24 protein-coding genes, 4 tRNA genes and 2 pseudogenes are annotated in these 25,160 nt (G+C 59.6%); 8 read left to right on the plus strand and 22 right to left on the minus strand.

Translation table 11 applies throughout. The features are described from left to right. Nucleotides 1-8: 8 nt before the first annotated feature. The 4 genes from CAF65_RS06170 to CAF65_RS06185 all read right to left on the minus strand — a co-directional run bounded on the left by CAF65_RS06170 (nucleotide 9) and on the right by CAF65_RS06185 (nucleotide 2,434). Nucleotides 9-1,337, minus strand: coding sequence for an AAA family ATPase (locus CAF65_RS06170; RefSeq protein ID WP_085715509.1), 1,329 nt, complete (start codon nucleotides 1,335-1,337; stop codon nucleotides 9-11). A 2-nt stretch (nucleotides 1,338-1,339) separates the two neighbouring features. After that, nucleotides 1,340-1,870: a prepilin peptidase gene (locus tag CAF65_RS06175; protein ID WP_085715510.1), complete on the minus strand. Its 531-nt coding sequence runs from the start codon at nucleotides 1,868-1,870 to the stop codon at nucleotides 1,340-1,342. 27 nt (nucleotides 1,871-1,897) lie between these two features. After that, nucleotides 1,898-2,089, minus strand: a complete 192-nt coding sequence (locus CAF65_RS06180; protein WP_085716002.1) for a Flp family type IVb pilin — start codon at nucleotides 2,087-2,089, stop codon at nucleotides 1,898-1,900. A gap of 153 nt (nucleotides 2,090-2,242) precedes the next feature. Further along, complete coding sequence (locus CAF65_RS06185; protein ID WP_085715511.1) at nucleotides 2,243-2,434, minus strand: Flp family type IVb pilin; 192 nt, start codon at nucleotides 2,432-2,434, stop codon at nucleotides 2,243-2,245. A gap of 405 nt (nucleotides 2,435-2,839) precedes the next feature. On the opposite strand from CAF65_RS06185, the gene CAF65_RS06190 reads away from it, so the two are divergent. Then, entirely contained in the window at nucleotides 2,840-3,709 is an 870-nt protein-coding gene (locus CAF65_RS06190) for a DNA-binding response regulator (RefSeq protein WP_085715512.1), read from the plus strand. A 59-nt stretch (nucleotides 3,710-3,768) separates the two neighbouring features. Here CAF65_RS06190 and CAF65_RS06195 read toward each other — a convergent pair. The 4 genes from CAF65_RS06195 to CAF65_RS06210 form a co-directional block, all read right to left on the minus strand. Next, nucleotides 3,769-3,844: transfer RNA gene (locus CAF65_RS06195), tRNA-Gly, on the minus strand. 3 nt (nucleotides 3,845-3,847) lie between these two features. Further along, nucleotides 3,848-3,923 (minus strand) — tRNA-Glu (locus CAF65_RS06200). 104 nt (nucleotides 3,924-4,027) lie between these two features. Then, nucleotides 4,028-4,103: transfer RNA gene (locus CAF65_RS06205), tRNA-Gly, on the minus strand. Nucleotides 4,104-4,105: 2 nt separating this feature from the next. Next, nucleotides 4,106-4,181 (minus strand) — tRNA-Glu (locus CAF65_RS06210). 383 nt (nucleotides 4,182-4,564) lie between these two features. Between CAF65_RS06210 and CAF65_RS06215 the strand changes: the two genes are divergently transcribed. Beyond that, nucleotides 4,565-5,323, plus strand: coding sequence for a hypothetical protein (locus tag CAF65_RS06215; protein ID WP_178076660.1), 759 nt, complete (start codon nucleotides 4,565-4,567; stop codon nucleotides 5,321-5,323). Nucleotides 5,324-5,382: 59 nt separating this feature from the next. On the opposite strand, the gene CAF65_RS29010 is transcribed toward CAF65_RS06215, so the two are convergent. Both CAF65_RS29010 and CAF65_RS29015 read right to left on the minus strand, forming a co-directional pair. Further along, the gene (locus CAF65_RS29010; protein WP_371919002.1) at nucleotides 5,383-6,264 is read right to left on the minus strand and encodes a methyl-accepting chemotaxis protein; all 882 of its coding nucleotides are present in this window, start codon (nucleotides 6,262-6,264) and stop codon (nucleotides 5,383-5,385) included. Further along, a pseudogene (locus tag CAF65_RS29015) lies at nucleotides 6,244-7,347 on the minus strand (HAMP domain-containing protein); the annotation flags it as partial. The pseudogene CAF65_RS29015 and the gene CAF65_RS29010, both read right to left, overlap by 21 nt. A gap of 158 nt (nucleotides 7,348-7,505) precedes the next feature. On the opposite strand from CAF65_RS29015, the pseudogene CAF65_RS27810 reads away from it, so the two are divergent. Next, a pseudogene (locus CAF65_RS27810) lies at nucleotides 7,506-7,610 on the plus strand (IS110 family transposase); the annotation flags it as partial. Nucleotides 7,611-7,675: 65 nt separating this feature from the next. Here CAF65_RS27810 and CAF65_RS06230 read toward each other — a convergent pair. Further along, nucleotides 7,676-8,437, minus strand: a complete 762-nt coding sequence (locus CAF65_RS06230) for an SDR family oxidoreductase (RefSeq protein ID WP_085715516.1) — start codon at nucleotides 8,435-8,437, stop codon at nucleotides 7,676-7,678. A gap of 236 nt (nucleotides 8,438-8,673) precedes the next feature. Between CAF65_RS06230 and CAF65_RS06235 the strand changes: the two genes are divergently transcribed. Further along, complete coding sequence (locus CAF65_RS06235) at nucleotides 8,674-9,678, plus strand: NADP-dependent oxidoreductase (RefSeq protein WP_085715517.1); 1,005 nt, start codon at nucleotides 8,674-8,676, stop codon at nucleotides 9,676-9,678. 121 nt (nucleotides 9,679-9,799) lie between these two features. On the opposite strand, the gene pyrF is transcribed toward CAF65_RS06235, so the two are convergent. The 11 genes from pyrF to CAF65_RS06290 form a co-directional block, all read right to left on the minus strand. Further along, a complete protein-coding gene (pyrF, locus tag CAF65_RS06240; protein WP_178076661.1) occupies nucleotides 9,800-10,498 on the minus strand; it encodes an orotidine-5'-phosphate decarboxylase in 699 nt (232 codons plus the stop codon). Nucleotides 10,499-10,711: 213 nt separating this feature from the next. Next, nucleotides 10,712-11,767 (minus strand): AI-2E family transporter, encoded by a 1,056-nt coding sequence (locus CAF65_RS06245; protein WP_085715519.1) that lies wholly within the window; start codon nucleotides 11,765-11,767, stop codon nucleotides 10,712-10,714. A 69-nt stretch (nucleotides 11,768-11,836) separates the two neighbouring features. Continuing rightward, nucleotides 11,837-12,643 (minus strand): DUF4892 domain-containing protein, encoded by an 807-nt coding sequence (locus CAF65_RS06250; RefSeq protein WP_085715520.1) that lies wholly within the window; start codon nucleotides 12,641-12,643, stop codon nucleotides 11,837-11,839. A gap of 8 nt (nucleotides 12,644-12,651) precedes the next feature. After that, nucleotides 12,652-13,311: a glutathione S-transferase family protein gene (locus CAF65_RS06255; RefSeq protein WP_085715521.1), complete on the minus strand. Its 660-nt coding sequence runs from the start codon at nucleotides 13,309-13,311 to the stop codon at nucleotides 12,652-12,654. 50 nt (nucleotides 13,312-13,361) lie between these two features. Further along, a complete protein-coding gene (locus tag CAF65_RS06260; RefSeq protein WP_085715522.1) occupies nucleotides 13,362-14,216 on the minus strand; it encodes an alpha/beta hydrolase in 855 nt (284 codons plus the stop codon). Further along, complete coding sequence (locus tag CAF65_RS06265) at nucleotides 14,213-15,019, minus strand: alpha/beta fold hydrolase (protein WP_158090062.1); 807 nt, start codon at nucleotides 15,017-15,019, stop codon at nucleotides 14,213-14,215. The genes CAF65_RS06260 and CAF65_RS06265 overlap by 4 nt, the downstream gene beginning before the upstream one ends. Nucleotides 15,020-15,132: 113 nt before the next feature. Beyond that, nucleotides 15,133-15,576 (minus strand): hotdog fold thioesterase, encoded by a 444-nt coding sequence (locus CAF65_RS06270; RefSeq protein WP_085715524.1) that lies wholly within the window; start codon nucleotides 15,574-15,576, stop codon nucleotides 15,133-15,135. A 32-nt stretch (nucleotides 15,577-15,608) separates the two neighbouring features. Next, nucleotides 15,609-17,276, minus strand: coding sequence for an AMP-binding protein (locus CAF65_RS06275; RefSeq protein WP_085715525.1), 1,668 nt, complete (start codon nucleotides 17,274-17,276; stop codon nucleotides 15,609-15,611). A 110-nt stretch (nucleotides 17,277-17,386) separates the two neighbouring features. Continuing rightward, nucleotides 17,387-17,842 carry a phosphohistidine phosphatase SixA gene (sixA, locus tag CAF65_RS06280; RefSeq protein ID WP_085715526.1) on the minus strand — a complete coding sequence of 152 codons (456 nt, stop codon included), beginning with the start codon at nucleotides 17,840-17,842 and terminating at the stop codon, nucleotides 17,387-17,389. Next, on the minus strand, nucleotides 17,839-18,189 hold the full coding sequence (locus CAF65_RS06285) for a DUF4389 domain-containing protein (protein WP_085715527.1): 351 nt from the start codon (nucleotides 18,187-18,189) through the stop codon (nucleotides 17,839-17,841). The genes sixA and CAF65_RS06285 overlap by 4 nt, the downstream gene beginning before the upstream one ends. Before the next feature lie 31 nt (nucleotides 18,190-18,220). Continuing rightward, entirely contained in the window at nucleotides 18,221-19,246 is a 1,026-nt protein-coding gene (locus tag CAF65_RS06290; RefSeq protein ID WP_085715528.1) for an NAD(P)H-dependent glycerol-3-phosphate dehydrogenase, read from the minus strand. 195 nt (nucleotides 19,247-19,441) lie between these two features. On the opposite strand from CAF65_RS06290, the gene CAF65_RS06295 reads away from it, so the two are divergent. The 4 genes from CAF65_RS06295 to fabA all read left to right on the plus strand — a co-directional run bounded on the left by CAF65_RS06295 (nucleotide 19,442) and on the right by fabA (nucleotide 25,160). After that, complete coding sequence (locus CAF65_RS06295) at nucleotides 19,442-21,565, plus strand: TonB-dependent siderophore receptor (RefSeq protein WP_085715529.1); 2,124 nt, start codon at nucleotides 19,442-19,444, stop codon at nucleotides 21,563-21,565. Between the two features lies 1 nt (nucleotide 21,566). Further along, on the plus strand, nucleotides 21,567-22,499 hold the full coding sequence (locus CAF65_RS06300; protein ID WP_085715530.1) for an ABC transporter substrate-binding protein: 933 nt from the start codon (nucleotides 21,567-21,569) through the stop codon (nucleotides 22,497-22,499). Continuing rightward, nucleotides 22,496-24,397 (plus strand): ATP-binding protein, encoded by a 1,902-nt coding sequence (locus tag CAF65_RS06305; protein ID WP_085715531.1) that lies wholly within the window; start codon nucleotides 22,496-22,498, stop codon nucleotides 24,395-24,397. The genes CAF65_RS06300 and CAF65_RS06305 overlap by 4 nt, the downstream gene beginning before the upstream one ends. A gap of 247 nt (nucleotides 24,398-24,644) precedes the next feature. After that, nucleotides 24,645-25,160: a 3-hydroxyacyl-[acyl-carrier-protein] dehydratase FabA gene (gene fabA / locus CAF65_RS06310; RefSeq protein WP_003179264.1), complete on the plus strand. Its 516-nt coding sequence runs from the start codon at nucleotides 24,645-24,647 to the stop codon at nucleotides 25,158-25,160.

The raw sequence follows: 25,160 nt of genomic DNA on the forward strand, positions 1-25,160 counted from the left end.
TCTCCGTATCAAAGAAAGTCGAGCTGGACGAAGTAGTTGTGCCAAGCCCATTCCAACTCTTTCGGTGACAGTGGTCCGGAACCGCCGATATAACGCTGGCGATCGAGCGCCATGTTCAGGAGATCGCGGGGATGGCAGGGCACCAGGGGCATGCCTTCACTTGCATACAGCCTTTGCAGCACATAACGCACCAACAGCGGGTCATAGGAAATACCCAGACGCTCGCTTTCCATACGCCAGATCTTTTCGTACTCCTCGGGCTTCAGGTAACCGAAATGCAGCTTGTAGCCAATCCGGCGAAGGAAGGCCTCATCGGCCAGCTCCAGGGGATTGAGGTTGGTGGAAAACACCAGAATCAGATCGAACGGCAGCTCGCAATGCCGACCGCCGCCCAGGTTGAGGAAATCGCGTTTCTCTTCCATCGGCACGATCCAGCGATTCAACAGTTCGGCGGGGGCCATGCGCTGGCGTCCCATGTCGTCGATGATGAACAGGCCATTGCTGGCCTTGAGCTGCAAGGCGGCCTGGTATTGACGGGTGAAGGGGTCATAGCGAACGTCCAGTTGTTCCATGCTCAACTCACCGCCGGTGATGACGATCGGGCGTTTGCAGCGCAGCAGTCGACGGTCGATCCCCTCACTGAGCATCAGATTGTTCTGTTGAACGTGATCATCGAGCCGCTGATGCACCTGCGGGTCATAGATCTCGATCACTGACTCGTTGATGACGATGGCATGAGGAACCCAGATGGCCTCGGCGAACAGACGGATCAGCCGACTGCTGACATAAGTCTTGCCGGTACCCGCAGGGCCATAAATCATGATCGCCCGCCCGGAGTTCATCGCCACACCCAACTGATCGAGCATGCCCTCCGTGAGCACTACGCCGGTAAGAGCATTACGCATATCGTTGGCAGTGATGCGACCATGGTGAATGGTTTGCAGCTTGATCAGGGACCGGTAGGTACTCACCGGGAAGGGGGCCGCACCGATATAGCCACTGCGCGACAGGGCATCGCGGGCGGCACTGCGACCCCGTTCGGTCAGGCCATAACGCAGCATCTGCCCACCCGTTTGACTCACCTGGCCAAGCACTTCGACACGGCCATCCTTGCGCAGAAACGCCAGGACTTCATCAAGTACCGCGCCGGTCAGCGCCAGGCGATCCACCAGCCGCGACATGTCCAGCACACCGGCATCAAACAAATGCTTGCACACCAACTCACCGAGAAAACTGTCGGTCAGACCGGTTTCACGGATTGTGCACGGCTGAGGAGCCAGTCGTTGCACCGCTTCCCGTTCATTGGGGAAGGCATCAGTATCAACCATGACGTGCATGACTAATCTCCCAACCCACTGGCAATGAGTTGCCAATAGATGCTGCCCAGCGTGCCGATCAAAATTGCAATCGAATAAGGAAATGGCTTGCCGGCTACTTCATCCGAAGTTGGCGCCAAATAAGCCTGCGCCCTAAGAATCAGCCAATAACGCCCCAGGGTCTGAAACAATTGACCGCGATACAGCACGATCAAAAAACCGCATATTCCGCCGGCAATCAAACTGAACATTGCAGCCCACAACGCGAAATGGAAGGGTAGAAAACTGCCGACCATGGCCATCAACTTGACGTCGCCGGCGGCCATGCCACCGAAGGCGTACATGGGCAGGAACAGCGCAAAACAGATCAGAATGCCCAACAGGCTGTCACCCAAGCCACTGATGCCACCCGAATACATTTGAGCCCCCAGTCCCAGGGCAAGGCCCAACAGGACCAGCATGTTGGGAATACGGTGGTGAAGCAGATCGCTCACCACCGCGACGCCCAGCAGTCCTACCAGTACAACTGTCGACACCAGCAACTCCATGGACATGGCGCGTCTCCCCGACCGGGATTATCGTTAGCAGGCAGAACCTTTGACCGCTGTGCACAACGCTGTGATCTTGGTGTTCACCTCGCCGCCCAGAGTTACAAACATTGCGGCAACAGCTACCGTAACTAACCCACCGGCAACGGCGTACTCCACAATGGTCAGGCCATCTTCATCTTTGATGAACTTGCTTATCGAGGTTCTGATAGTTTGCAGAGTCATTTTTGTGTACCTCACATCAGCGGCCATTCGGCTCAGTAAGTACATTGGCGGGGACAGCGCGAAGTCCATCGAATTACCCGGTCTATCAGCGAAACAGTAGAAACCGGTTGCTCCATGGATATCGCCGCGCCCCGCCTCCGTGAGTTGCCGTCATCAGCAGGCAGAGCCTTTGACCGCAGTGCACAGCGCTGTGATCTTGGTGTTCACGTTGGTACCCAAAGTTACAAACATTGCGGCAACAGCCACCGTAATCAGCCCACCCGCCACCGCGTATTCCACAATGGTCAGGCCATCTTCGTCTTTGACGAACTTCAGTACCGAAGCCTTGATTGTTTGCATGATCATTTTGCCCACCTCACTCGAATGTTGTTTTTTCTGAGGCAGTACGTTCTGCGCTGCCTGAGTGCAACACTAGTCAGGGGCAAGGCATGGGCGTTAGGAAGATTTTGCACATCGCTAGGACTTTTTTGCTGGGCGGCCAAATACGGGTCATTGGCCTTTGCAGAAGTAACGGGAGGGGTAAACAAGGCGTTGAAAACCAAAGGCAATTGTCATTGATTCACAAGCGACAAGCGGTTAAAGCCGGTTTGTCGAAAACACATCAACAAACACTCGCCCGGGCTGCCTTCCAGGCAACCCATAGAGCGAACAGAACTAAAAAACGTCTTTTCTATCAGGATTAAATCTGCAAAGTGATAGCACCTTGGCAATACTGGCGAAGAGAGTCACCCAGAACCCCAGAGTAGAGACATGACGTCCAACTTGACCCAAAGGCCATCGCTCCTGTGGTTCGATCTGACTCATGATCGTTCCACGAAAGAACTCGTCGCGCAGTTCGAGGACACCTGCGACTGCGATCTGGCGAAAAACTCCGTGCTGCCCGTCAGGGAACAGGCAGACATGATCTGCATCCACTTTGATCGCCCCGACACGCAAGGCTTGAGGCTATTGCTGGAGATCAAACGCACCACACCCAGCATTCCGATCACCATGTTCACCGTGCAGCACTCGGAGGAACTGGCTGTATGGGCCATGCGTTCCAGTGTCTGGGAATACATGGTGCTCCCGCTCTCGACCAGCGAGAGGAAGCGCTACCTGACGGCGCTGGCGCAGCTCTGCGAGCTGCGCCGAAATGCCAAGGGCCAGGGCAAGTCATCGCAGATCGACCACTCACCGACCCTGCCGGACAGCATCCGGCTGACCTCGGGACACCAGAAACACCAGGCGCTGAGCAATATCATGCTGTACATCGAACAGCACTTTCGAGACAGCATCGATCAGAGGGAACTGGCAAAGCGCTGCGGCATGACGACATTTCGCTTCAGCCGCCTGTTCAAGGAAGCCAATGGGCTTGGCTTCACGGATTACATCCTGGACAAGCGCATGAACTTCGCCAAAGAACTGCTCGACAACAGCCAGATGCCGATTACCAGCATCGGCTATGAGGCCGGTTTCAAGGATCCTTCCTACTTCGCCCGTGCCTTCAAGCAGTTCGCCAACTGCACACCGAGCGAATACCGCGTTGCACGCCAAATCAAAGCGGCTGCGGCTACACAACCGGTGCCGGATGAAGAAACCACTGAAGCGCTCGAAAGCCTGGTACAAAGCCTCAGCGGTTGATCCGGTTTTTTTACGCGCAAACAAAAACGCCGCTCTATGAGCGGCGTTTTCGTTAAATATGGAGCGGGAAACGAGACTCGAACTCGCGACCCCGACCTTGGCAAGGTCGTGCTCTACCAACTGAGCTATTCCCGCAAATGGCGTCCCCTAGGGGACTCGAACCCCTGTTACCGCCGTGAAAGGGCGGTGTCCTAGGCCACTAGACGAAGGGGACACGCTGCCCGGAACACATGGTGTGTGTTTCGGTGCCCAGATCCGCATCCGAAGACTTGGTTCTGGTTTCACTCAGCCCTGCCCGAAAGCAACGCTGTTTAAAATTGGAGCGGGAAACGAGACTCGAACTCGCGACCCCGACCTTGGCAAGGTCGTGCTCTACCAACTGAGCTATTCCCGCATTGGCGTCCCCTAGGGGACTCGAACCCCTGTTACCGCCGTGAAAGGGCGGTGTCCTAGGCCACTAGACGAAGGGGACACACTACAACATTCACTCCCTGCCGCGTTTCGCTGTGTGCTTTACGCTGCAAGTGGCGCGCATTCTATGGATGGATTGAGAGGTCGTCAACCCCCTGATATAAATTTATTTAAATCAATGACTTCGCCCTGGTTTTGGGGGCTATTGCGATTTTTCCGCTGCCCGGCGTTTGACGCCTATATTCTGGCACCCGCCAAGACGTTATAGTCCACCAGTGATGGCAATCTGTATATCACGTGCCACCATTCATAGAAGCGGGGCTGCGGCCGATACAAGCGCAGGCATGTCCGATCCAGCCCGTCGTGCGGGCCTGGGCGCTCAAATGCCAAGCCACTCAATTCGCATGCGTATCCTAACAAGAGGTCTTACCGGTGACGCCACTCATGATCACCCTGCTCGTTGTAGCCGGGATCGCACTGTTGATCGCCATTGGTTACATCAACCATGTGGTGGAAAACAACAAGCTGGAAAAGGCCCGTACCAAGATTGAACTCAACGATCGGCTGCGACGCTGCGGCGAGATCACCGAGACGTTCCCCGGCCAACTGATGACCCCGGCACTCAAGCTGTTGTTGGCCCGCCTGGAACTGAACGTCTGCCAGCGCCTGCTCAATCTGGAAAAATCCAGCGCCAACCTCAAGGCACGGATCGCCGAACTGGAGACCCTTGTCGGCCAGGGTGAATCCATCCCGGTCAACAATCCACCGGCACCGATCCAGACCGAAGCCAAGGCCAAGGATGTACGTTTCCTGCTCGAAGCGCTGCACGGTCAAATCACCCGCGCGGCACAGGACGGCTTCATGGCCCCCAACGAGGCCAAACGCTGGATCCGTGAAGTGCGCCACATCCTCGTGCTGCTACACATCGAGTTCTTCAACAACCTCGGCCAGCACTCTCTGCAACAGAACCAGCCCGGGCAGGCTCGCCTGGCATTCGAACGCGGCGTGCAATACCTGCGCAAACAACAGGAACCACAGGTCTACGCCGAACAACTGGAATATCTGGAAAAACTCCTGGCCCGCGCCAATGACCAGGTCATGGATCGCATTGCGCCGGTCGAAGGCGAGGTCAACCAGTTGACCGAAGGCCTCAAAGACGTCGAGGCTGACGCGGACTGGAAAAAGAAAGTGATCTACGACTGATCAGCGAAAACAGAAAAGCCACCGCGAGGTGGCTTTTTTTGGCCTAGCCCAAGATCATTTCAAAGCCTGAAATGCCCCACCATCCCCTTCAGCTCAACCCCCAGTTGCGCCAGCTCGATACTGGATGCGGCATTGCCCTGCATCGCCAGCGATGACTGATCGGCACTGGCACGAATACTGGTGACACTGCGGTTGATCTCTTCGGCCACCGAGCTCTGCTCCTCGGCTGCCGCGGCGATCTGCTGATTCATCTGCTGGATCAACGATACCGCTGCCGCAATACTTCCCAGCGCACTCTCGGTCTGCAAGGCATCGCTGACCGCCAGCTTCACCAATTCGCCACTGCTCTGGATCTGCTGTACCGACGACTGCGCCGCCGCGCGCAAAGCGCTGACCAGGCGTTCGATTTCCTCGGTCGATTGCTGGGTTCGCCTGGCCAGTGCACGTACTTCATCGGCCACCACGGCAAAGCCCCTGCCCTGCTCGCCAGCCCGGGCCGCCTCGATTGCCGCGTTCAACGCCAACAGGTTGGTCTGCTCGGCCACGCTTTTGATCACACTCAAAACCGTGCCGATGTTCTGGATTTCCGCACTCAGGCTTTCGATGCTCGAACTGGCCGATGAGGCCGAATCCGCCAACTGTTCGATCCGCACCATGCTCTGGCGCACTACCTGCTGACCGCTTTCAACCTTGCCGTCAGCCGTTTGCGCGGCTAACGCCGCCTCTTCGGCATTGCGTGCGACATCATGCACCGTGGCCGTCATCTGATTCATCGCGGTGGCGACCTGTTCGGTTTCCTCCTTCTGCGTGCTGACTTCGAGGTTGGTCTGTTCAGTCACTGCCGACAGCGATTGGGCGGAAGTCGCCAACTGCTCGATACCCGACTGCAAGCCGCTGACGATATGACTGAGCCCCGCGCCCATTTGCTGCATTGCCTGCATCAACTGACCGATTTCGTCACGGCGGGTCACGTCAATGGTCGCACTCAAATCCCCTGAGGCAATCTGCTGCGCCACATGAATCACGCTGCGCAGCGGGGCCACGATCAACCGGGTAATGAACCATGCGGCAACCAGCCCAACCAGCAAGGCCAACGCGGAAGAGCCGAGGATCAGCAACGAGTTCTTTTTCAGTTCGGCCTGCATCGCCAAATCTTCAGCGACATAAGCCTGATCCACCCGCTCGACCACTTGGGCTGCGCGCTGGTGCAATTGTTGATAGACGGTTTTTTCCTGCTCCAGCAGGCCGGTGTACTCGGCAAGCTTGTCACTGAAACTGGCGATATGGCCCGCCACCTCATTGAGGACGGTCTGGTAACCCTCGTCCTTGACCGTGGTCTTGAGCTGCTCGGCCTGGGCCAATGCCTGGCTGGCCTGTTCGATCTTGCCCTGCCCCGCGCTGTCGTCGCCTTTGCGGCTTTGATCCAGACGGACACGCGCTTCATTCATGGCTTGCAGCATCAAGCGTGAAACCTGGCTGACCTGACTGGCCTGCTCGATGAATTGCGCACCGTCCTTGCCTTCGGAATCTTTCAGCGTATAGGCGCCGTCATCGGCGAGCCCGGATTGCAAAACATCAAGATTGTTGGCCACGCTGGACACCGACCAACTGGCCATTTCCAGCGCCAGGTCCTTGGCCTGGGTGAGCGAGACAAACTCGTCGAAGGCCTTGCGATAGGCCCCCAAAGACTGTTCGACATCATTCATCACCGGCACGTTGGCCGCAGACGCCGCCTTGAGCTGGCCGGCCAGGGCGATCAGGCCATCGACGCCCTCGTGCAGGGCATCGACGGTCTTCGGATTGCCATGCAAGGCGTACTCCTGCTCCAGCAGCCGCACCTTGAGCAAACCGCTGTTGAGCGATGACATTTGCTTGAGCCCGTCGAAGCGCTGGCTGATGGTTTGCAGGGACCAAACGCCAATGCCCGCCACCAGCGCAGTCAACAACAGCACCAGGACAAACCCGAGACCCAGTTTTTTCGCCATACCGAGGTTGGCAAAACGTCCTTGCACGGCCGAATTCATTGCACTTAGTCCCCTGCCAAAGTCTGTAGGCGCAGATTCGCAACGGGCCAGTGGCAACACAAGGCTCTGGCGCCGGAATAATGGCAAAAAGCTACGCCGACGTCGTTTTCAGAACGCTTGAGGTCGATCCCGGGCTGTGGCCTGAAGGAGCGCACGGGCTGCGGGAGCGAGGCAAGAGCGCGAAAGTCGCGCTCATCGCCTGCATGCGGGTGCTACTGATCAGGCTGAATGCCATGCTGCGCGACGGCACCGAATGGCGATGACGAACGGCAGGGTTAGACAGTTGCTCCCACAGGTTCCGTGTTTCCTAGCATTGTGAAGCGCTGGTTCAGAACGCAGTAACGCCGCCATCCACCGCCAACGAATGGCCGGTGGTGAACGCCGCTCCATCGCTGCACAGATACAGCACCGCGCTGGCGATCTCTTCGACCTTGCCGATGCGACCGACCGGATGCATGGCGTTGGCGAACTCGCCTTTTTTCGGGTCGGCTTCATACGCTCGACGGAACATATCCGTGTCGATCACCGCCGGGCACACTGCATTGACCCGGATCTTTTTCTTGGCGTACTCAATGGCCGCCGATTTGGTCAGGCCGATCACCGCATGTTTAGAGGCTGCGTAGATGCTCATTTTCGGCGCTGCCCCAAGGCCGGCCACCGATGCCGTATTGACGATCGCGCCGCCCCCTTGCGCCAGCAGCAGCGGCAATTGGTATTTCATGCACAGCCAGACACCTTTGACGTTGACGCCCATGATCGCGTCGAACTCGTCGAGCGTACCCTCGGCCAGCTTGCCTTTCTCGATTTCGATGCCGGCATTATTGAAGGCATAGTCAAGGCGGCCGTAAGTATTGATCACCTCATCCATCAGATTTTTTACATCGTTTTCCAGGGTAACGTTGCAGCGCACGAAGGTGGCTTCGCCACCAGCCGTACGAATCAGCGCCACCGTGCCCTCGCCGCCCGCCGTGTCCATATCGGCCACCACTACTTTCAGGCCCTCGGCGGCAAATGCCTGGGCAGTCGCGCGGCCAATACCGGCCGCCCCACCCGTTACCACGACCACCTGGCCGGAAAACGTCATGCTCATTGTTATGTCCTCGAAGAGAAGAAAGCGGGGAATCGCGCATGACCAGTCTAGCCATGGAGGTCTTGAACACGGCAGCACTATCAAGACTCCGGTTGGGCGCCCATGATTTGCAGTGATGGAACTTCCGTACCAACTATCACTGCACTGGATCAACGTGCATTCGCCGCATCAGCCAAACTTGCGGCATCGTCGCTGACCGGCTATCAACAAAGCTTCATTCATCTTGAGTGCCTGCCATGACCTCCCAGACCAATCGCCAATTCCTGCTCGCCAAACGTCCGGTTGGCGCGGCGACCCGCGAGACATTCACTTACCAGGAGGTGCCGGTCGGCGAACCGGCGGCGGGTCAGATCCTGGTCAAAAACGAATACCTGTCCCTGGATCCGGCCATGCGTGGCTGGATGAATGAGGGCAAGTCCTACATCCCGCCGGTCGGGCTCGGCGAAGTCATGCGCGCATTGGGTGTAGGCAAAGTCATTGCGTCGAACACCCCTGGCTTTGCAGTCGGGGATTACGTTAATGGCGCCATCGGCGTGCAGGATTACTTTCTCGGCGAGCCACGGGGCTTCTACAAGGTCGATCCGAAACTGGCCCCCCTGCCACGTTACTTGTCCGCACTGGGCATGACCGGGATGACCGCGTACTTCGCCCTGCTCGACGTCGGCGCGCCGAAGGCCGGTGACACCGTGGTGCTGTCGGGCGCGGCCGGCGCCGTGGGCAGCATTGCCGGGCAGATCGCCAAGATCAAAGGGTGCCGGGTAGTCGGCATCGCCGGCGGCGCGGACAAGTGCAAGTTCCTGATCGATGAACTGGGTTTCGATGGTGCTATCGACTACAAGAGTGAAGACGTCCTCGTCGGTCTCAAGCGCGAGTGCCCGAAAGGCGTCGACGTGTATTTCGATAACGTGGGTGGCGACATCCTCGATGCGGTGTTGAGCCGCCTGAACATGAAGGCGCGGGTGGTGATTTGCGGTGCCATCAGCCAGTACAACAACAAGGAAGCGGTCAAGGGGCCGGCCAATTATCTGTCGCTACTGGTCAACCGCGCGCGCATGGAAGGCTTTGTGGTGATGGACTACGCCGCCCAATACGCCAGTGCCGCCCAGGAAATGGCCGGCTGGATGGCCAAGGGGCAGCTCAAGAGCAAGGAAGACATCGTCGAAGGACTGGAGACTTTCCCGGAGACGTTGATGAAGTTGTTCAGCGGGGAGAATTTCGGGAAGTTGGTTCTAAAGGTCTGACACTGAAAACCAATGTGGGAGCGAGCCTGCTCGCGATAGCGGTCTGTCAGTCACATTGATGTTGAATGTGCCATCGCCATCGCGAGCAGGCTCGCTCCCACATTTAAATCCAACAGGCTGGTTAAGCGAGTTCGGCCACAACCGAAGCCAACGCCTGCGCCGGATCCGCCGCCTGACTGATCGGACGACCGATCACCAGATAGTCGGAACCGGCATCCAGCGCCTGACGCGGAGTCAGAATGCGGCGCTGATCGTCCTGGGCGCTGCCCGCCGGACGAATCCCCGGGGTCACCAGTTGCAGCGACGGATGCGCCGTTTTCAGGGCCGTGGCTTCCAGGGCCGAGCACACCAGGCCGTCCATCCCGGCTTTTTCCGCCAGGGCGGCCAGGCGCAGAACCTGCTCTTGAGGCTCGATGTCCAGACCGATACCCGCCAGATCTTCACGCTCCATGCTGGTCAGCACGGTCACGCCGATCAGCAGTGGTTTCGGGCCGGTACGCTGATCCAGCACTTCACGGCACGCGGCCATCATGCGCAGGCCGCCGGAGCAATGCACGTTGACCATCCACACGCCCATTTCCGCAGCCGCCTTGACGGCCATCGCGGTGGTGTTCGGGATATCGTGGAACTTGAGGTCCAGGAACACTTCGAAACCCTTGTCGCGCAGGGTCCCGACGATTTCCGAAGCGCAGCTGGTGAACAGTTCCTTGCCGACTTTGACCCGGCACAGCTTCGGGTCCAACTGATCGGCCAGCTTCAGTGCGGCGTCACGGGTAGGGAAATCCAGGGCGACGATGATAGGAGTCTGGCAGGCGGACATGAGTGGGCTCTCAGGCAAGTCGAAATCGGCGCGCATTGTAGCGGAACCAACGCCGCTGCGGGACCCGATGATCGGTAAATCGTCGCGACGGCTCAGGCAAGCCTAGCCCTCGAGGCCATTGTGTCGAGCTCGATACACACACGACACGCCCGCAACACCCTGGCCCGCTACCCTCGGCAACCGCAACAGGTCCCTACAACAGCACTTCCCGCCTCAGGGCCGGCGATCTTCAACCCGCGCCTGGGTCTTGCTCCAGTCGATCAACAGGCTGTAGGCCACCGCCAGCAATGTCGGGCCGATGAACAGGCCAATAAAGCCAAAGGCAATCAACCCGCCAAACACCCCAAGCAACACGATTACCAGCGGCAGATTACCGCCACGGCTGATCAGGTACGGCTTGAGCACGTTGTCGACGCCGCTGATGATGAATGTGCCCCAGATGCCGAGGAATACGGCCAGCCCGTACTCGCCTTTCCAGGCCAGCCACGCGCTCGCCGGAATCCATACCAACGGCGGGCCCATCGGAATCAGGCTGAGCATGAACGTCACGATACCGAGCACCAGCGCTCCCGGCACGCCGGCAATCAGGAACCCGATCAGCGCCAGGATCGCCTGGGCCGCTGCCGTGCCGATCACACCGTTCACCACCCGCTGTACAGTGCCGGCCACCAGTTCAATGTAGTAGCCAGCCCGCTGACCGATCAGCCGCTCCAGCAATGTGTGTACAAACGCGGCCAGGCGCGGCCCGTCACGATAGAAAAAGAACACGAAGACGATGCTCAGGGTCAGCTCGAGAATACCGCCGCCGATCTGCGCGCTGCGCGCCAGCAACCAGTTACCCACCTGCCCCAGATAAGGCTTGAGCGACACCATCATCGCCGCGCCCTGCTCATCGATGCTGTTCCAGATCCCGACCAGCCGCTCACCCACCAGGGGAATTGAACCCAGCCAGACCGGTGCTTCGGGTAGCCCTTCGACCTGAGCATCCTTGATGAATGCCGTGGCATCGCGCACATGATCGGCAAGGTTGAAACCCAGCCACACCAGCGGCGCTGCTACCAGCACCATCCAGCCCAGCGTCAACAATGCCGCTGCCAGGGACTCGCGGCCATTGAGCCAACGGGTCAGCAAGCGCATCAGCGGCCAACTGGCAAATGCCAGGACCGCGCCCCAGAACATCGCCGACCAGAACGGCGCCATCACCCAGAAGCTCGCGCCGAACAACACCACGAGCAGGATCTGCACCAACAGGCGATCGTTATTGATCATCAAAAGTCTCGAAAAAGTCAGTCAGCAATAGAGTAGGCGAACGCAGCGTGCACGTTCGCCCGATACAGCCTACCGCAATAGCTCGATGTGCAAGCCAGAGCCTTCGACACTGCCGGTTTCCATTCGCGCGGCACGCACGCCCTGGTCAATCAGTGCCTGACGCCAGACTTCGGCGTTCGCTCCGGAAATACTGACCCGCAAGGTGGTGTCCAGATTCAGTCCGCGAGAAATCAGGCGTAGCCAGGTCTCGTCAGGTGCGCCGTTCAATGTGGAAAAATCGAGCTCCCCGGTACTCTTGAGTTCACGCAGCAAGGTCGCGGAGGTCGGTAACAGCTCGCCCAGCGGTGCCGAAGCGTCGAACTGCTCGACATGCAGGTAGGCCTTGCGATTACCGCGGGTAATGCTGTACAGCGCGACGAGCGTGTTGTCCCGTGGAGCAGCAAGTCGCAGCAGCAAATAGGCTTGTTGATCGTCGGCGCCGTACAGCTTGGCGTTGCCAAAGACCTGGTTGGCCCAGAGGCTGCTTTCACCGCAATCGCGCGCCTGGCACCAGAAGAGCAACCCGACGTCCTGCTGTTGCAAAGCCTCGCGGGCAGCGGTGAACGCCTCGATGGATGAATGCTCCGAGGGCAATTCGTAGGTCACCGAAGTGACCTTGCCGCGGGCACTGACCTGACCGTCGAAACGTAACTGGCCACTGATCTTGCGGATCGAACCCAATGGGTAGATCCGCTCCAGTTCAGCGGCGGGGCGATAGTCGACAATCTGGGCGTCGACCATGCGCGGCACTATCGGGAGGTCCTGACTGCCCGGAACATCGACGGCGAACAACAAGGGACTGAAACTGCACAGCACCAGCAAACTGAATGAACGCATGGATAGGCTCATCGGATCAGCATGGCCTGGGCGCCCTTGATGACACTGGCTTCATCGGCGCGTTGCGGTACCTGCAGACCACGCTGCACCGCCGGCCGAGCCTCCATGGTTGCCATCCAGCGTTGCAATGCCGCCAACCCCTCCACCGAGACGCCCGACCACTCGTAACCACGCACCCACGGAAAGGTGGCGATGTCGGCAATGCTGTACTCGCCGGCGAGGAACTCCACGTTTTGCAAACGCGTGTCGAGCACTTCGTAGAGGCGACGGGTTTCGTGCTGATAGCGGTCGATGGCGCTCTGGAGTCTTTCCGGAAAGTAGCGGAAGAACACGTTGGCCTGGCCCTGCATCGGGCCGATGCCCCCCATCTGGAACATCAGCCACTGCAATACCAGAGAACGTCCCTTCGGGTCGCCCGGCATCAATTTGCCGGTCTGTTCAGCGAGGTAAATCAGGATGGCGCCGGATTCGAACACGGCGAAATCGCCATTGGCACGGTCGACAATCGCCGGAATCCGCCCATTGGGGTTGATCTTGAGGAAGTCCGCGGACTTCTGCTCCTTTTTGTCGAAACTCAAGGCGTGCACCGTGTAGGGCAGACCGAGTTCCTCGAGCACGATAGAGACCTTGTGGCCATTCGGGGTCGCAGCGGTGTAGAGATCTATCATGGTTGTCTCCCATTTCAACCCGCCCAGCCTCGACAGTTGCCCGACGCAAGTCAAGGAATGGCGAAGAACCGATTGAAACAGTCTGCGACAAGATCGGCGCCGGTCTCGTCATTGAGATGCAAATGATGGCCGCCTGGCAGCTGTTCACGGCTAAAGGGTAGACGCTCCAGCAATTCGGGGTGCTTGGCGAGCATGCCATCAGCAGCGACCACCAGTGTTGCAGGACATTTGACCCGCTGGACGAAGGCCATGGCCTGCTCGGAGGTAAGACGCAGTGGCGATGGCAGCGTGAGGCGACTATCGGTGCGCCAGGTATAACCGCCCGGTACCGGCATCAGGCCACGCTGTGCCAGCAGTTCAGCGGCCTCGCGGCTGACCGCCACCAGGCCCTTCATGCGCGCCTCGATGGCACGGTCGAGGGTGTCATAGACCGGTTTGCGCTTTTCCCGCAGATCCAGTTGCGCTTGCAGGGCCATGCCCATGCGCTCGGCAGCGTTTTCACCTTTGTCCGTTGGCGGAATGATGCCGTCGATCAACGCCAGGTGGGTGACCCGCTCGGGCAGCGATCCGGCGATGATCAGCGAAGCAATGGCCCCCATCGAATGCCCCATCAGCGCAAATTTCCGCAGTCCAAGCTGTTCGGCGACTTGCAGCACGTCGTGGGCATAGTCCCACATGGCGTAGCCGGCTCCCGGTGGACGATGCCCGGAGTGACCGTGACCGGCCATGTCCAGAGCGATGATCCGCAGGCCTTTAAGCTTCGGCGCCAGGCGGGCAAAACTGTTGGCGTTGTCCAGCCAGCCATGCAGGGCAATGACCGGCAAACCGTCTTCAGGACCGAACAGGTGCGCCGCCAGTTCGATGTGCGGCAGGCTCAGGCGGACCTCTTCGACGACGTGGTTCATGCGCAATCCTGTTGTCGACGGCCGTCCCAACGGTAGAACAGGCCTTTGAGCATTTCAGCGGTATCAAGCGGACGTTCCAGCGGAAACATGTGGCCGCCGGGCATGGTCAGCGACTCGCCCAACGGCAGGCGGTCGACCGAACTGGCGTGATGACGCATCACCACGCGGCTGTTGTGCCCGCGAACCACCGCCAACGGCACTTGCAACTGCCGGGTGCTGCCCGGACTGGTGTGCGGCACGCCGCGATAGATGCTGATTTCCGTGGCCGGGTCGAAGCGCAGGCGCAACTTGTCACCGGCCTGTTGCAAGCCATGTTGCAGGTAGGCGTCAAAGCATTCCGGGTCGAAGCTGCGAAACAGGGTTTTACCGGCGAAATATTTCCGGGCGCTTTCCAGGTCGGCGAACTCTTCACGGCGGCCCAGGGTACGGCCGGCCGGGGTCAAGCGGTCGATGAAACCGAAGCGCTTGGCCGCCCGGATCACCCATCGATCGGCTCGGGTCAGCACTGGCGAGTCGAGCATCACCACGCCGCGATACAACTCCGGGCAGCGCAAAGCCGCATGCAGATGCAACACGCCACCGAAGGAGTGACCGACGCCCCACACGGGCTCGGCCTGTTGTTGCAGGTGATGGATCAGTTCATCCACCAGGTTGTACCAGTTGTCGTCCGCCGGGAAACGCGGGTCGTGGGCGTGCTGCTCCAGATGCGTCACCTGATATTCGGGGCCCAGCGCCGCAAACAACTTGCCGTAGGTTCCCGAAGGAAAACCATTGGCGTGGGCGAAAAAGATCTGTTGCGACATACCTGCAAATCCATGAGCGAGAACAGGTATTGATTGTCTGCAAGACCGCGTCCTGCGGCAATGACCGTAACTGCCAGGAATGATGACAGTCCGGTCAAGGACATGGCTTGAGTTCAACGCGCCGGCGGATTCTCACCCAACGGCACCACCGCCATGGTCAACCGCGACACGCAACTGGCCTTGCCCTCATCGCTGGTCAGCCGAATGTCCCAGACATGGGTCGTGCGGCCGATGTGGATCGGCCTGGCCACCGCCGTCACCCGCCCGCTACGCAGGCCGCGCAAATGGTTGGCGTTGATTTCCAGACCCACGCAATAGAACTTGCTGGCATCGATGCACAGGTAGCTGGCCATCGAGCCGACCGACTCGGCCAATACCACCGAGGCGCCGCCATGCAGCAAGCCGTAAGGCTGGTGAGTGCGATGGTCAATGACCATGCTTGCCGTCAGGGACTCATCGTCGAAGGCCTCGAAACGGATGTCCAGCACTTCGCCGATGGTGTTTTTCTGGATTGCGTTCATTTGCTCGATGTTGGGGGTGGTGCGCCACAGGCTCATCGCAGAGTTTCCTTGTTGGTCTTGTTTGTGAATCAATCCTGCCACAGCACCGCTTCGCTGCGCTCGCTCCATTCTTCAAAGCACTTACCGTAGGCCGCTTCGATCATGTTGCGCTTGATCTTCAGGGTCGGGGTCAGGAAGCCGTTTTCCACGGCCCAACTGTCCTTGACCACCACCAGGCGCCGCAATTGCTCATGTTTGTCGAGGGCACCGTTGACCTCTTCCAGCAGTTTTTCCAGGCTGGAATGCAAGCCGGCGCGCGCGGCCCCGCCGGCATCCTGCTGGCCGACGGCCGACAACACGCACAAACCCAGCGGTGCGCTCAAGCCATCGCCCACCACGCAGACCTGTTCGATGCGCGAATGCACGGCCAGACGATTTTCAATCGGTGCCGGCGCCACGTATTTGCCTTTGCTGGTCTTGAAGATTTCCTTCAGGCGACCGGTCAGGCGCAGATTGCCTTCGGCGTCCTCCTCGCCTTTGTCGCCGGTGCGCAGGAAACCGTCCTCGGTGATAGTGTCAGCGGTTTTTTCCGGCTCCTTGAAATAGCCGAGCATGGTCGCACCACTGCGCACCATGACCTCCCCTGTCTCGGCAATCCGCACTTCGACTTCCGGGCACGGCTTGCCGATCCAGCCCGGTTTGTTCTGGCCCGGCATACAGATGTGGGAATAGCCGCAGCTTTCAGTCATGCCGTAGACCTCCAGCACATCCAGCCCCAGTTTGCGGTACCACAGCAACAGGGTCTGCGGTACCGGCGCAGCGCCGGACAGCGCAATGCGCAACGCATCCAGCCCCAACCCGGCGAGGACTTTATGCCCGACCCGCTTGCCGATGATCGGCAGGCCGAGCAGGAAGTCGAGGCGTTTTGCCGGGATCTTGCTGTACACGCCCATCTGGAACTTGGTCCAGATGCGCGGCACGCCAAACAGTGCGGTCGGGCGTGCACGTTGCAGGTCGGTGAGAAAGGTATCCAGGCTCTCGGCGAAAAAAACCGTTTGGCCGGTATAGATCGACGCCAGTTCGACGAACATCCGTTCAGCAACGTGGCACAACGGCAGGTAGGACAACAGCCGGTCCGACTCGTTGAGGCCGAACAACGAAGTGCCGCGTGTGGTGGCGAACCCCAGGGTGCCGAAGCTGTGCATCACGCCTTTGGGCATGCCTGTGGTGCCGGACGTGTAAATGATGGTTGCCAGTTGATCGGCGGCAGGTTTGGGATCGTCCTGGATCGGCGAACTGCATTGCAGGTCGGCCCAACTGAAATCGAACGTACCCGGCGGATGCAGGGGCAGGCTGATGGTCGGCAGGTTGGGGCTGACGCCACGGGACATGCCTGGCCAGTCGTCGAGCTTGCCGATGAACGCCAGCACCGCTTCCGAGTGATCAAGTACCTGGGAAACCGATTCGGCGGTGAGGTTGGGGTACAACGGCACCGACACATGCCCGGCCATCCAGATCGCCAGGTCGGCAATGATCCAGTGTGCACAGTTCTTCGAGATCAGGGCGATATGGCTGCCCTGCGGCAGTTCTCGCGCTCGCAACCAATGGGCCGCGCAACGGGCCTGGTGACCGACGTCCGCCCAGGTCAACGTCTCGACTCGGCCGCCTCCGACAGGCTGGACCAGAAACCGCTGGCGAGGATGACGGGCCTCACGCTCGTAGAAAACGTCCAGTGGCAAACGAAACGCAGCAGACATGACTCGCTCCTGTTTTTTTGGTCTGGAGCAAGCGTAGTCAACCAAGCAAGTGCTTGGTTGACTATTTCATACAAATTTTCTCAGGTGATGACATCCTATGGAAATGCGGTTCAAGGGTGCTTGATGCTATCGAGCGTCATCGAACCGACCAGCAGTTCATCGCCCTTGAGTTCGGCCAGCCCGGCGGTGCTGACTCTCTCCGGGGGGTATCCTGCGCCATGTTGCAGGTAGCTCAGCAAGTTACCCACCAGTGGGTTATGACTGACCAGCAGGGCTTCACTGACGGAAACCAGTTGCTCGGCGACCTTGTCCGGGTCGGTGTCCGGGGTCAGCCATTCGACGGTGCGGATTTCCGGTTCGAATCCCAGTGTTTCACGCACCAGTTGCGCCGTCTGCTGCGCTCGCATGTAAGGGCTGGCATAGATCGCTGTGAGCGGCTGACCCATCAGGTTGGCGGCGGCGCGCAGCACTTCTTCACGACCGTTGGCTGTCAGTTCCCGCTCCGAATCGTGGGGTTTGGAACCGTGTGGTTCGGCTTCACCATGACGCAATACCCAGAGTTTCATAGCTTGGGTTCCTCATCTCGAGCCGGATGCGGTGCCGGTGCCACGACATGCGGCGCTTCACCTTCCGGCGTACGCGGCGTCGGCCAATCGGCGAACGGCCAAGGCTTCTGGTCGCTGTGAAAGCTGCCGAAACGACCGATCTGCGCCAGAAACTGGCTCAGGCTGTCGCCGAAATTCATCAGGCTGGCGCTCGGGGCGCCATAGAACAAACGATAGATCAACTGCACCAGTACGACGGCGCCAAGGATGAACTGCGCCACTTGCCACACCAGCACGAAGACGATCATCCACAACACGCGCAGCAGGATGGATTCGTAACTGACTTCTACTTTTTTTGGATCGTTCATGTGCAACTCCCTGCTTTTCTGGCAAGCGTGATTAGTTGAAACCACTGGTGGAGATAAAGTCGACATCGGTTTTCGGCTCGCCACGCATCAACAGAGCGATGACCTGCTCCAGCGTGCGGCCTTCGAACAGGATCGCGTGCAGCCCGGCGACCAGCGGCATGTACACGCCCACCTCCTGGGCCTTGGCCTTGAGGACTTTAAGGGTGTTGACCCCTTCGGCAACTTCGCCCAGGCGCGTGACGGCCTCGTCGAGGCTCAGGCCTTGGCCGAGGGCGAAGCCGACCTGATAGTTGCGGCTCTTGGGCGACGAACAGGTCACGATCAGATCGCCCACGCCCGCCAACCCCAGGAAGGTCATCGGGTTGGCACCCTGATTCACCGCGAAGCGGGTCATCTCCGCCAGAGCCCGGGTGATCAGCATGCTCTTGGTATTTTCCCCCATGCCCATTGCCACTGCCATGCCGGCGATGATCGCGTAGACGTTTTTCAACGCCCCGCCCAGCTCCACGCCGAAACGGTCGGCGCTGGCGTAGACACGAAAGGTGCGCCCGTGCAGCGCGGCCTGTACCTGCTGGCACAGTTCTTCGTCCTCACTGGCGACCACCGTGGCGGTCAGTGCATGTTCGGCGATTTCACGGGCCAGGTTGGGTCCGGACAACACGCCGATGCGCGCTTGCGGGGCGATCTCTTCGAGGATCTCGCTCATCAACTTGAACGTGTGGGCTTCGATGCCCTTGGTCAGGCTCACCAGCAATTTGCCAGTCAAGCGTTCGGCGTACGGCACCAGCACCGAGCGCAGCGCGCTGGAGGGCAGTGCGACAAAACACAGGTCACAAGCGTCCAGGGTGGCTTGCAGGTCGGTGACTGCAGTCACACCCGGCAAAATCCTGATGCCTTTGAGGTAACGCGGGTTTTCGCGGTTGACCCGAATGGCCTCGGCCTGTTCGGGGTCACGCATCCACTGAAGGACCTGATGCCCATTCTCGGCCAGCAGATTAGCCACGGCGGTTCCAAAACTTCCGCCTCCCAGGACCGCAATCGGGCGCTGTTCAGTCATATGCAATCCGTTAATCCATACCAGTGGCGATGTCGGCATTATACGGGGCAGCCCATCGGCGGCCAGCCCCGACATCAAATACCGGCACCCGTAGGAAGAAGACCAATAAAACCTGGGAAAATGCGGACATCGTGAATGGAAAAGTCATTCGGCTCGGTTAACATGCGCGCCTTCAATCACTGACAGGGATGTGTTGTGTCTCCGGGTGCTCCTTCACCGCGTTCGCCGCTGGTACTGGCGCTGATTTTCAGCTCGCCATTGCTGGCCGACGACTTGTTCCTGGACAGCGAACCGCTACCGCAAGTGCTCACGGCCACGCGCCTGAAGCAGTCGCCGGCGGCCGTTCCGGGAAGCATGACGGTCATCGACAGTGCCCTGATCCACGCCAGCGGCGCCCGCGACATCAGCGAACTGCTGCGTCTGGTGCCAGGGATGATGGTCGGCAACATCAACGGTAATCAGGCGGCGGTGAATTACCACGGCACCAATGCGACTGAAGCGCGACGCATGCAAGTGCTGATCGACGGACGCTCGGTGTATCGCGCCGGCCTGGCCACCGTGGACTGGAGTGACATTCCGGTGGCCATGGAAGACATCGAGCGCATCGAAGTCTTTCGCGGGCCGAATACCGTCAGCTACGGCGCCAATGCCCTGATGGCGGTGGTCAACATCATTACCCGGCGGCCCGCCGACAGTCACGGTACGCGCATGAAGGTCACCCAGGGTCAGCGCGGCATCAACGACTTTTACGCCAGCCAGAGCATGGGCTGGGAGGGCGGTGACTTGCGCCTGTCCCTGTCCGGCCAGCAAGACGACGGCTTCGACACCGACCGAACCGGTGCCGACTACCGTGACAGTCGTCGCCTCAATCGCTTCAACCTTGCCGTCAGCCAGAGCCTCGACGAACGGCAAAGCCTCGATTGGCAATTGAATGCCAAGGACGGCACTAACCAACGGCCCTATACCTACCGGCCGGTGTTCCCGGGGATTACCCGCGCGGGTGACGACTCCGACGTCACTGCCAAGGACTACGCCGGGTCATTGCGCTGGAATCTGGACGTCAATCCCGACCACAGCCTTTATATCCTGGGTTCGGCCCAACACTGGGATCGCCAGCAAACCTGGCGCGCCTGCGACGCAGAAGTTTCGTTCAGCCCGCAACTGACCGAGCTCTGGCAATTGAACCCGAACTACACCGAACGCCTGGCCCGCAACATCACGCGCTTCATCGGTCCTGGTGCACCGGCCGGCACACCCGCCGAGCAGGCACTGGCCAACCAGGTACTCAATCAATGGCGCAACGGCGCGAGCCAGACTGTTTGCGGCGACATCGACCAGAGCACCCGGGAATCGCGCTACGACCTCGAACTGCAGGACACTCTGAGCCTTGCCGACAACCTTCGGCTGGTCAGCGGGATAAACTATCGTTACGACCGGGCGGATTCCGAAACCTACTTCAATGGCACGCTCGATGACAGGATCTGGCGGGCGTTCGGCCAGTTCGAGTGGCGTGCCAGCGAACACTGGCTGCTGCAGGGCGGAGCCATGTTCGAGGACACCCGTTTGATCGGCAGCTCGCTGACACCTCGCATGGCGGTCAACTACCTGATCAACCCGCGTCACGGCTTGCGTGCAGTGTACTCCGAGGCCGTCCGTTCGCCGGACATGTTCGAGAACAATGTCAACTGGAGTTATCAGGTCACCAACCTCAGCCCAGGTGCCTTTGGCCAGTCCAGCGCCCGCTATTTCGTCAAGACCCGCGGCCCCGGTGACCTCGATCAAGAGCACATGCGCTCCCGGGAACTGGGCTACAACGGCTACTTTCCCGATCCGGGGCTGGCGATTGACGTGAAGTTGTTCCACGACGAAATCACCGGCATGATCAGTGAACCGCTGCGCAACAATCAGTACATCGCCAGCAATGCCAACGAGGCGCGATTTACCGGCGCCGAAACCCAGCTCGACTGGCGTGTCGGCAGCCTCGATCGCCTGCGACTGACCTATGCCTACGTCGATGCCGACACCAGCAATCCGTTGGATGCCAGACAGACCGCAAGCAATAGTGGTTCAGCCGGATGGCTGCGGGATTGGGGCCAGGGCTGGAACAGTGCTCTTTTCTACTATGGCGATGACGCCCTCAATGGCTACCGCTTTGAACGGGTCGATGTGCGCATCGCCAAACGTATTGCCCTGGGCAAGGCCAGCCTGGAGCTGGCCGGAGTGCTCCAGCAACGGTTGGACAATCAGCCAACCACCTTCATCGACAACAATTATGAGCAGCGCCACGTGACGTATTTCAGCGCGGAGCTGGAGCTTTAAGATGCCGTGTCGTCCCGCGTGGAGAGCGCCGACCCTGGGTCGGCTGCTGGCCATGCTTTGCCTGCTGACAAGCGGCATGCTGGGCAGCCTGGCGAGCAACGCGGCCGACATCTTGCTCACGGGGGCCGAAGACAGCCCCGGTGTGCGGGCGTTTACTCAGGCCCTGAGGGAGTTACGACCGAGCGACAACGTACGGTTCCAGACCCTGGCCAGTTTGCCGGTTCCTGACAAGCTGCCGGAAAACATCCGCTTGATACTGCTCGACCTGCCCAGCCTCGACTGGCGCCTTCAGGACGCCCAGGGCCCGGCGACACTGGTGTTGCGCATCAGTCGCCTGCAAGCCAGGCAACGCTTGAACAACACACTGCCTGCGCGCCTTTGCCTGCTATGGAGCGATCCACCACTGGACCGCCAGTTGCGTTTGACCCGTACCCTGCTGCCGCAAACCAAACGCATCGGCGTGCTCTACGACAACCACAGTGAATTCCTGTTGAATGAGTTGCGTCAGGCCGCCCTCCCCTTAAGCCTTGAGGTGGTCACCCAGCGCTGGGACAACATTCACGACAGTCGTCCGCTACAGGCCTTGCTGAAAAAAAGCGACGTGTTGCTGGGCTTGGACGACGCCGACCTGTACAACCCGCAAACCGCCAAGAACCTGCTGCTGAGCAGCTACTCGCAGCAAGTGGCGCTGATCGGACCCAACGCCGGATTCGTCAAGGCCGGGAGTCTGGCCAGCACATACAGTGATCAGAGCGATTGGCTGGCGATCATCAACGAATTGCTCGACCGGCCACCAGCCACTTGGCCGCGCGCGCACTACCCCCATCGATTCAAGGTCGCGAGCAATCCGCAGGTGGCGCGCTCATTGGGTATCGAACAGATAGACGACGCGTCTGTCGCCACCTTGCTGGCTGAAGGAGAACGCCGTCCATGAACTTGCGCCGTCGCTGGGATATCAACACTCGCACCCAACTCATCAGCCTCGGCCCTGCGTTGCTGCTGACCTTGTTGCTGATCAGTTTCTTCACGTTCGTGCGCATCCAGGATCTGCGTCAGGAAATCACCCACACCGGCCAGTTGATCGCCAATCAACTGGCCCCGGCCACCGAGTACGGTGTGATTTCGGGCAACATCGAAGTGCTTGAAACCTTGCTCAAGGCGACGCTGGCCACGCCCAACGTGAGCTTTCTGGAAATCCAGGACAGTTCAAACCGGGTTCTGGTGTACGTCGAACAACCGAGCGAACACCACAATCGCGCGCAACAGCTCGAAGTGTTCCAGGCACCGATACGGCTCCAGCGAATCGCCTTGCACAATGATTTTTTCCAGAGCAGCAAAACCGCCAGCGCGGCCCCCACCGAAGACTATCTCGGCCGGGTGATCGTCGGGTTGTCCAACGATTCCTTCAGCCAGCGTCAGCAGGAAATCGTGCTCAAGGCCGCCATCCTGGCGCTGTTTGCCCTGCTGTTTACCTTCCTCGTGGCCCGGCGTCTGGCGGGCAGCCTGTCGCAACCGATCCGTGATATCGGTAATGCGGTCAAGGCAATCCAGGGCGGCGACTACAAAAAACCGCTGCCGATTGTCGACGACACCGAACTGGGGGCGCTGTCGCAACACATCAACAACCTCGCCAGCGGTCTCGAGCAGGCCAGCCGCGAACAACATCAGGCCATGGCGCAGTTGATCCAGACCCGCGAAGAGGCGGAAAAGGCCAACAACGCCAAATCCGACTTCCTGGCCATGATGAGCCATGAACTGCGCACGCCAATGAATGGCGTCCTGGGCATGCTGCAGTTGCTGGAAACCACCGACATGACCGAGGAACAGGTGGAGTACGCGGCGCTGGCCTCGGAATCTACCGAGCACTTGCTCAAGGTCATCAACGACATCCTGGATTTTTCGCGGATCGAACGTTCGGAACTGGAACTGGAGCACATTGCGTTCAACCTCGTCGACCTGATCGGCAGTTGCGCCCAGTCGTTCCAGCACAGTGCCGCGCAGCGCGGTCTCGATTTGCAACTGATGATCCCCGACGACATGCTCGGCTTGCAGGTCAAGGGCGACCCGACGCGTATCCGGCAGATACTGGTCAACCTGGTCGGCAATGCGCTGAAGTTCACCGAGCAGGGCCGCGTTACCATCGAAGCTCAGTGGCAGTCGCTGGACCACGAGTTGCTGTGGTTCACCTGCACCGTGCGCGACAGCGGCATCGGCATCCCGGCGCAAAGCCTGGAGTTGATGTTCAACGCTTTCCAGCAGGCCGACAGCTCCATTTCAAGGCGCTACGGCGGCACCGGGCTGGGCCTGCCGATAGCCCGCACGCTCGCCGAACGCATGGGCGGCACCTTGCGCGCGCAGAGTGAGGAAGGCTGCGGTTCGGTGTTCACCCTGGAAATTCCCCTGGCACTGCACCATCAAACACAGCCGCCGTTGGTCCCACGCGCGCAAACCCGCAACAGCGACGGCGAAGGGCGCAATGTGCTGCTGGTCGAAGACAACCCGGTCAACCAGACGGTCATCGAAGCCATGTTGCGCAGCCTGGGCTTCAAGATCAGTGTCGCGACCGACGGCGCACAGGCGGTACGCAGTGCCGAGAGCCTGATTTTCGAAGCGATCCTGATGGATTGCCGCTTGCCGGTCATTGATGGCTATGAAGCCACCCGGCAGATCCGCCAATTGCCCGGTTGCACCGACCTGCCGATCATTGCCCTGACCGCCAACGCCTTGCAGGGCGATCGCGAAGCCTGCCTGTCGGCGGGGATGAACGATTACCTGGCCAAGCCCTTCAAACGGACTGATCTGCAGCAAATTCTGCAACGTTGGGTGCAGTAGTGCAGGCCTTTCGACCATCTGCGACTGGCGTGAAAGGCGAAAGTGCGGCAGTCTTAGGCACCTCGACAGGCCCGAAAAGGGGCTTGAATAATAATTTCAGTGCACAAGTGTACATTCATGTCCTTGTTGCTGTGACTTTCACCACAACGCAATAGTCTATGAGTAGGCTGCCGGTTCGAGGCATGAACGCTTCGATCGGCCGGGAAGATTTGCCCCACCTGCCGCATGGGACTATTGAGGAGCTCGCATGACCAAACAAAACGCCTTTACCCGGGAAGACCTGCTGCGCTGCAGTCGCGGTGAGCTGTTCGGCCCAGGTAACGCGCAACTGCCCGCCCCGAACATGCTGATGGTTGACCGCATCACCCTGATCAGCGAAGAAGGTGGCAAGTACGGCAAAGGTGAATTGGTCGCCGAGCTGGATATCACTCCGGACCTGTGGTTCTTCGCCTGCCACTTCGAAGGCGATCCGGTGATGCCGGGCTGCCTGGGCCTCGACGCCATGTGGCAACTGGTCGGCTTCTTCCTGGGCTGGCAAGGCCTGCCGGGCCGTGGCCGTGCGCTGGGTTCGGGCGAAGTGAAATTCTTCGGCCAGGTCCTGCCGACTGCCAAGAAAGTCACCTATAACATTCATATCAAGCGCGTCCTCAAGGGCAAGCTGAACCTGGCCATCGCCGACGGTTCGGTCACTGTCGACGGGCGCGAAATCTACACCGCCGAAGGCCTCCGGGTCGGCGTGTTCACCTCCACTGACAACTTCTAA

This window comes from Pseudomonas sp. B28(2017), assembly GCF_002113025.1.
Lineage (GTDB): Bacteria > Pseudomonadota > Gammaproteobacteria > Pseudomonadales > Pseudomonadaceae > Aquipseudomonas.

Coding starts and splice junctions, on each gene's coding strand:
- pyrF (WP_178076661.1), bottom strand. CDS start 10,498: ATGTCCGCCTGCCAGACTCCTATCATCGTCGCCCTGGATTTCCCTACC.
- CAF65_RS06175 (WP_085715510.1), bottom strand. CDS start 1,870: ATGTCCATGGAGTTGCTGGTGTCGACAGTTGTACTGGTAGGACTGCTG.
- CAF65_RS06170 (WP_085715509.1), bottom strand. CDS start 1,337: ATGCACGTCATGGTTGATACTGATGCCTTCCCCAATGAACGGGAAGCG.
- CAF65_RS06215 (WP_178076660.1), top strand. CDS start 4,565: ATGATCACCCTGCTCGTTGTAGCCGGGATCGCACTGTTGATCGCCATT.
- CAF65_RS06305 (WP_085715531.1), top strand. CDS start 22,496: ATGAACTTGCGCCGTCGCTGGGATATCAACACTCGCACCCAACTCATC.
- sixA (WP_085715526.1), bottom strand. CDS start 17,842: ATGAAACTCTGGGTATTGCGTCATGGTGAAGCCGAACCACACGGTTCC.
- CAF65_RS06230 (WP_085715516.1), bottom strand. CDS start 8,437: ATGAGCATGACGTTTTCCGGCCAGGTGGTCGTGGTAACGGGTGGGGCG.
- fabA (WP_003179264.1), top strand. CDS start 24,645: ATGACCAAACAAAACGCCTTTACCCGGGAAGACCTGCTGCGCTGCAGT.
- CAF65_RS06300 (WP_085715530.1), top strand. CDS start 21,567: ATGCCGTGTCGTCCCGCGTGGAGAGCGCCGACCCTGGGTCGGCTGCTG.
- CAF65_RS06285 (WP_085715527.1), bottom strand. CDS start 18,189: ATGAACGATCCAAAAAAAGTAGAAGTCAGTTACGAATCCATCCTGCTG.
- CAF65_RS06260 (WP_085715522.1), bottom strand. CDS start 14,216: ATGAACCACGTCGTCGAAGAGGTCCGCCTGAGCCTGCCGCACATCGAA.
- CAF65_RS06270 (WP_085715524.1), bottom strand. CDS start 15,576: ATGAGCCTGTGGCGCACCACCCCCAACATCGAGCAAATGAACGCAATC.
- CAF65_RS29010 (WP_371919002.1), bottom strand. CDS start 6,264: ATGCAGGCAATGCAGCAAATGGGCGCGGGGCTCAGTCATATCGTCAGC.
- CAF65_RS06290 (WP_085715528.1), bottom strand. CDS start 19,246: ATGACTGAACAGCGCCCGATTGCGGTCCTGGGAGGCGGAAGTTTTGGA.
- CAF65_RS06235 (WP_085715517.1), top strand. CDS start 8,674: ATGACCTCCCAGACCAATCGCCAATTCCTGCTCGCCAAACGTCCGGTT.
- CAF65_RS06255 (WP_085715521.1), bottom strand. CDS start 13,311: ATGATAGATCTCTACACCGCTGCGACCCCGAATGGCCACAAGGTCTCT.
- CAF65_RS06250 (WP_085715520.1), bottom strand. CDS start 12,643: ATGCGTTCATTCAGTTTGCTGGTGCTGTGCAGTTTCAGTCCCTTGTTG.
- CAF65_RS06190 (WP_085715512.1), top strand. CDS start 2,840: ATGACGTCCAACTTGACCCAAAGGCCATCGCTCCTGTGGTTCGATCTG.
- CAF65_RS06185 (WP_085715511.1), bottom strand. CDS start 2,434: ATGATCATGCAAACAATCAAGGCTTCGGTACTGAAGTTCGTCAAAGAC.
- CAF65_RS06275 (WP_085715525.1), bottom strand. CDS start 17,276: ATGTCTGCTGCGTTTCGTTTGCCACTGGACGTTTTCTACGAGCGTGAG.
- CAF65_RS06265 (WP_158090062.1), bottom strand. CDS start 15,019: ATGTCGCAACAGATCTTTTTCGCCCACGCCAATGGTTTTCCTTCGGGA.
- CAF65_RS06245 (WP_085715519.1), bottom strand. CDS start 11,767: ATGATCAATAACGATCGCCTGTTGGTGCAGATCCTGCTCGTGGTGTTG.
- CAF65_RS06180 (WP_085716002.1), bottom strand. CDS start 2,089: ATGACTCTGCAAACTATCAGAACCTCGATAAGCAAGTTCATCAAAGAT.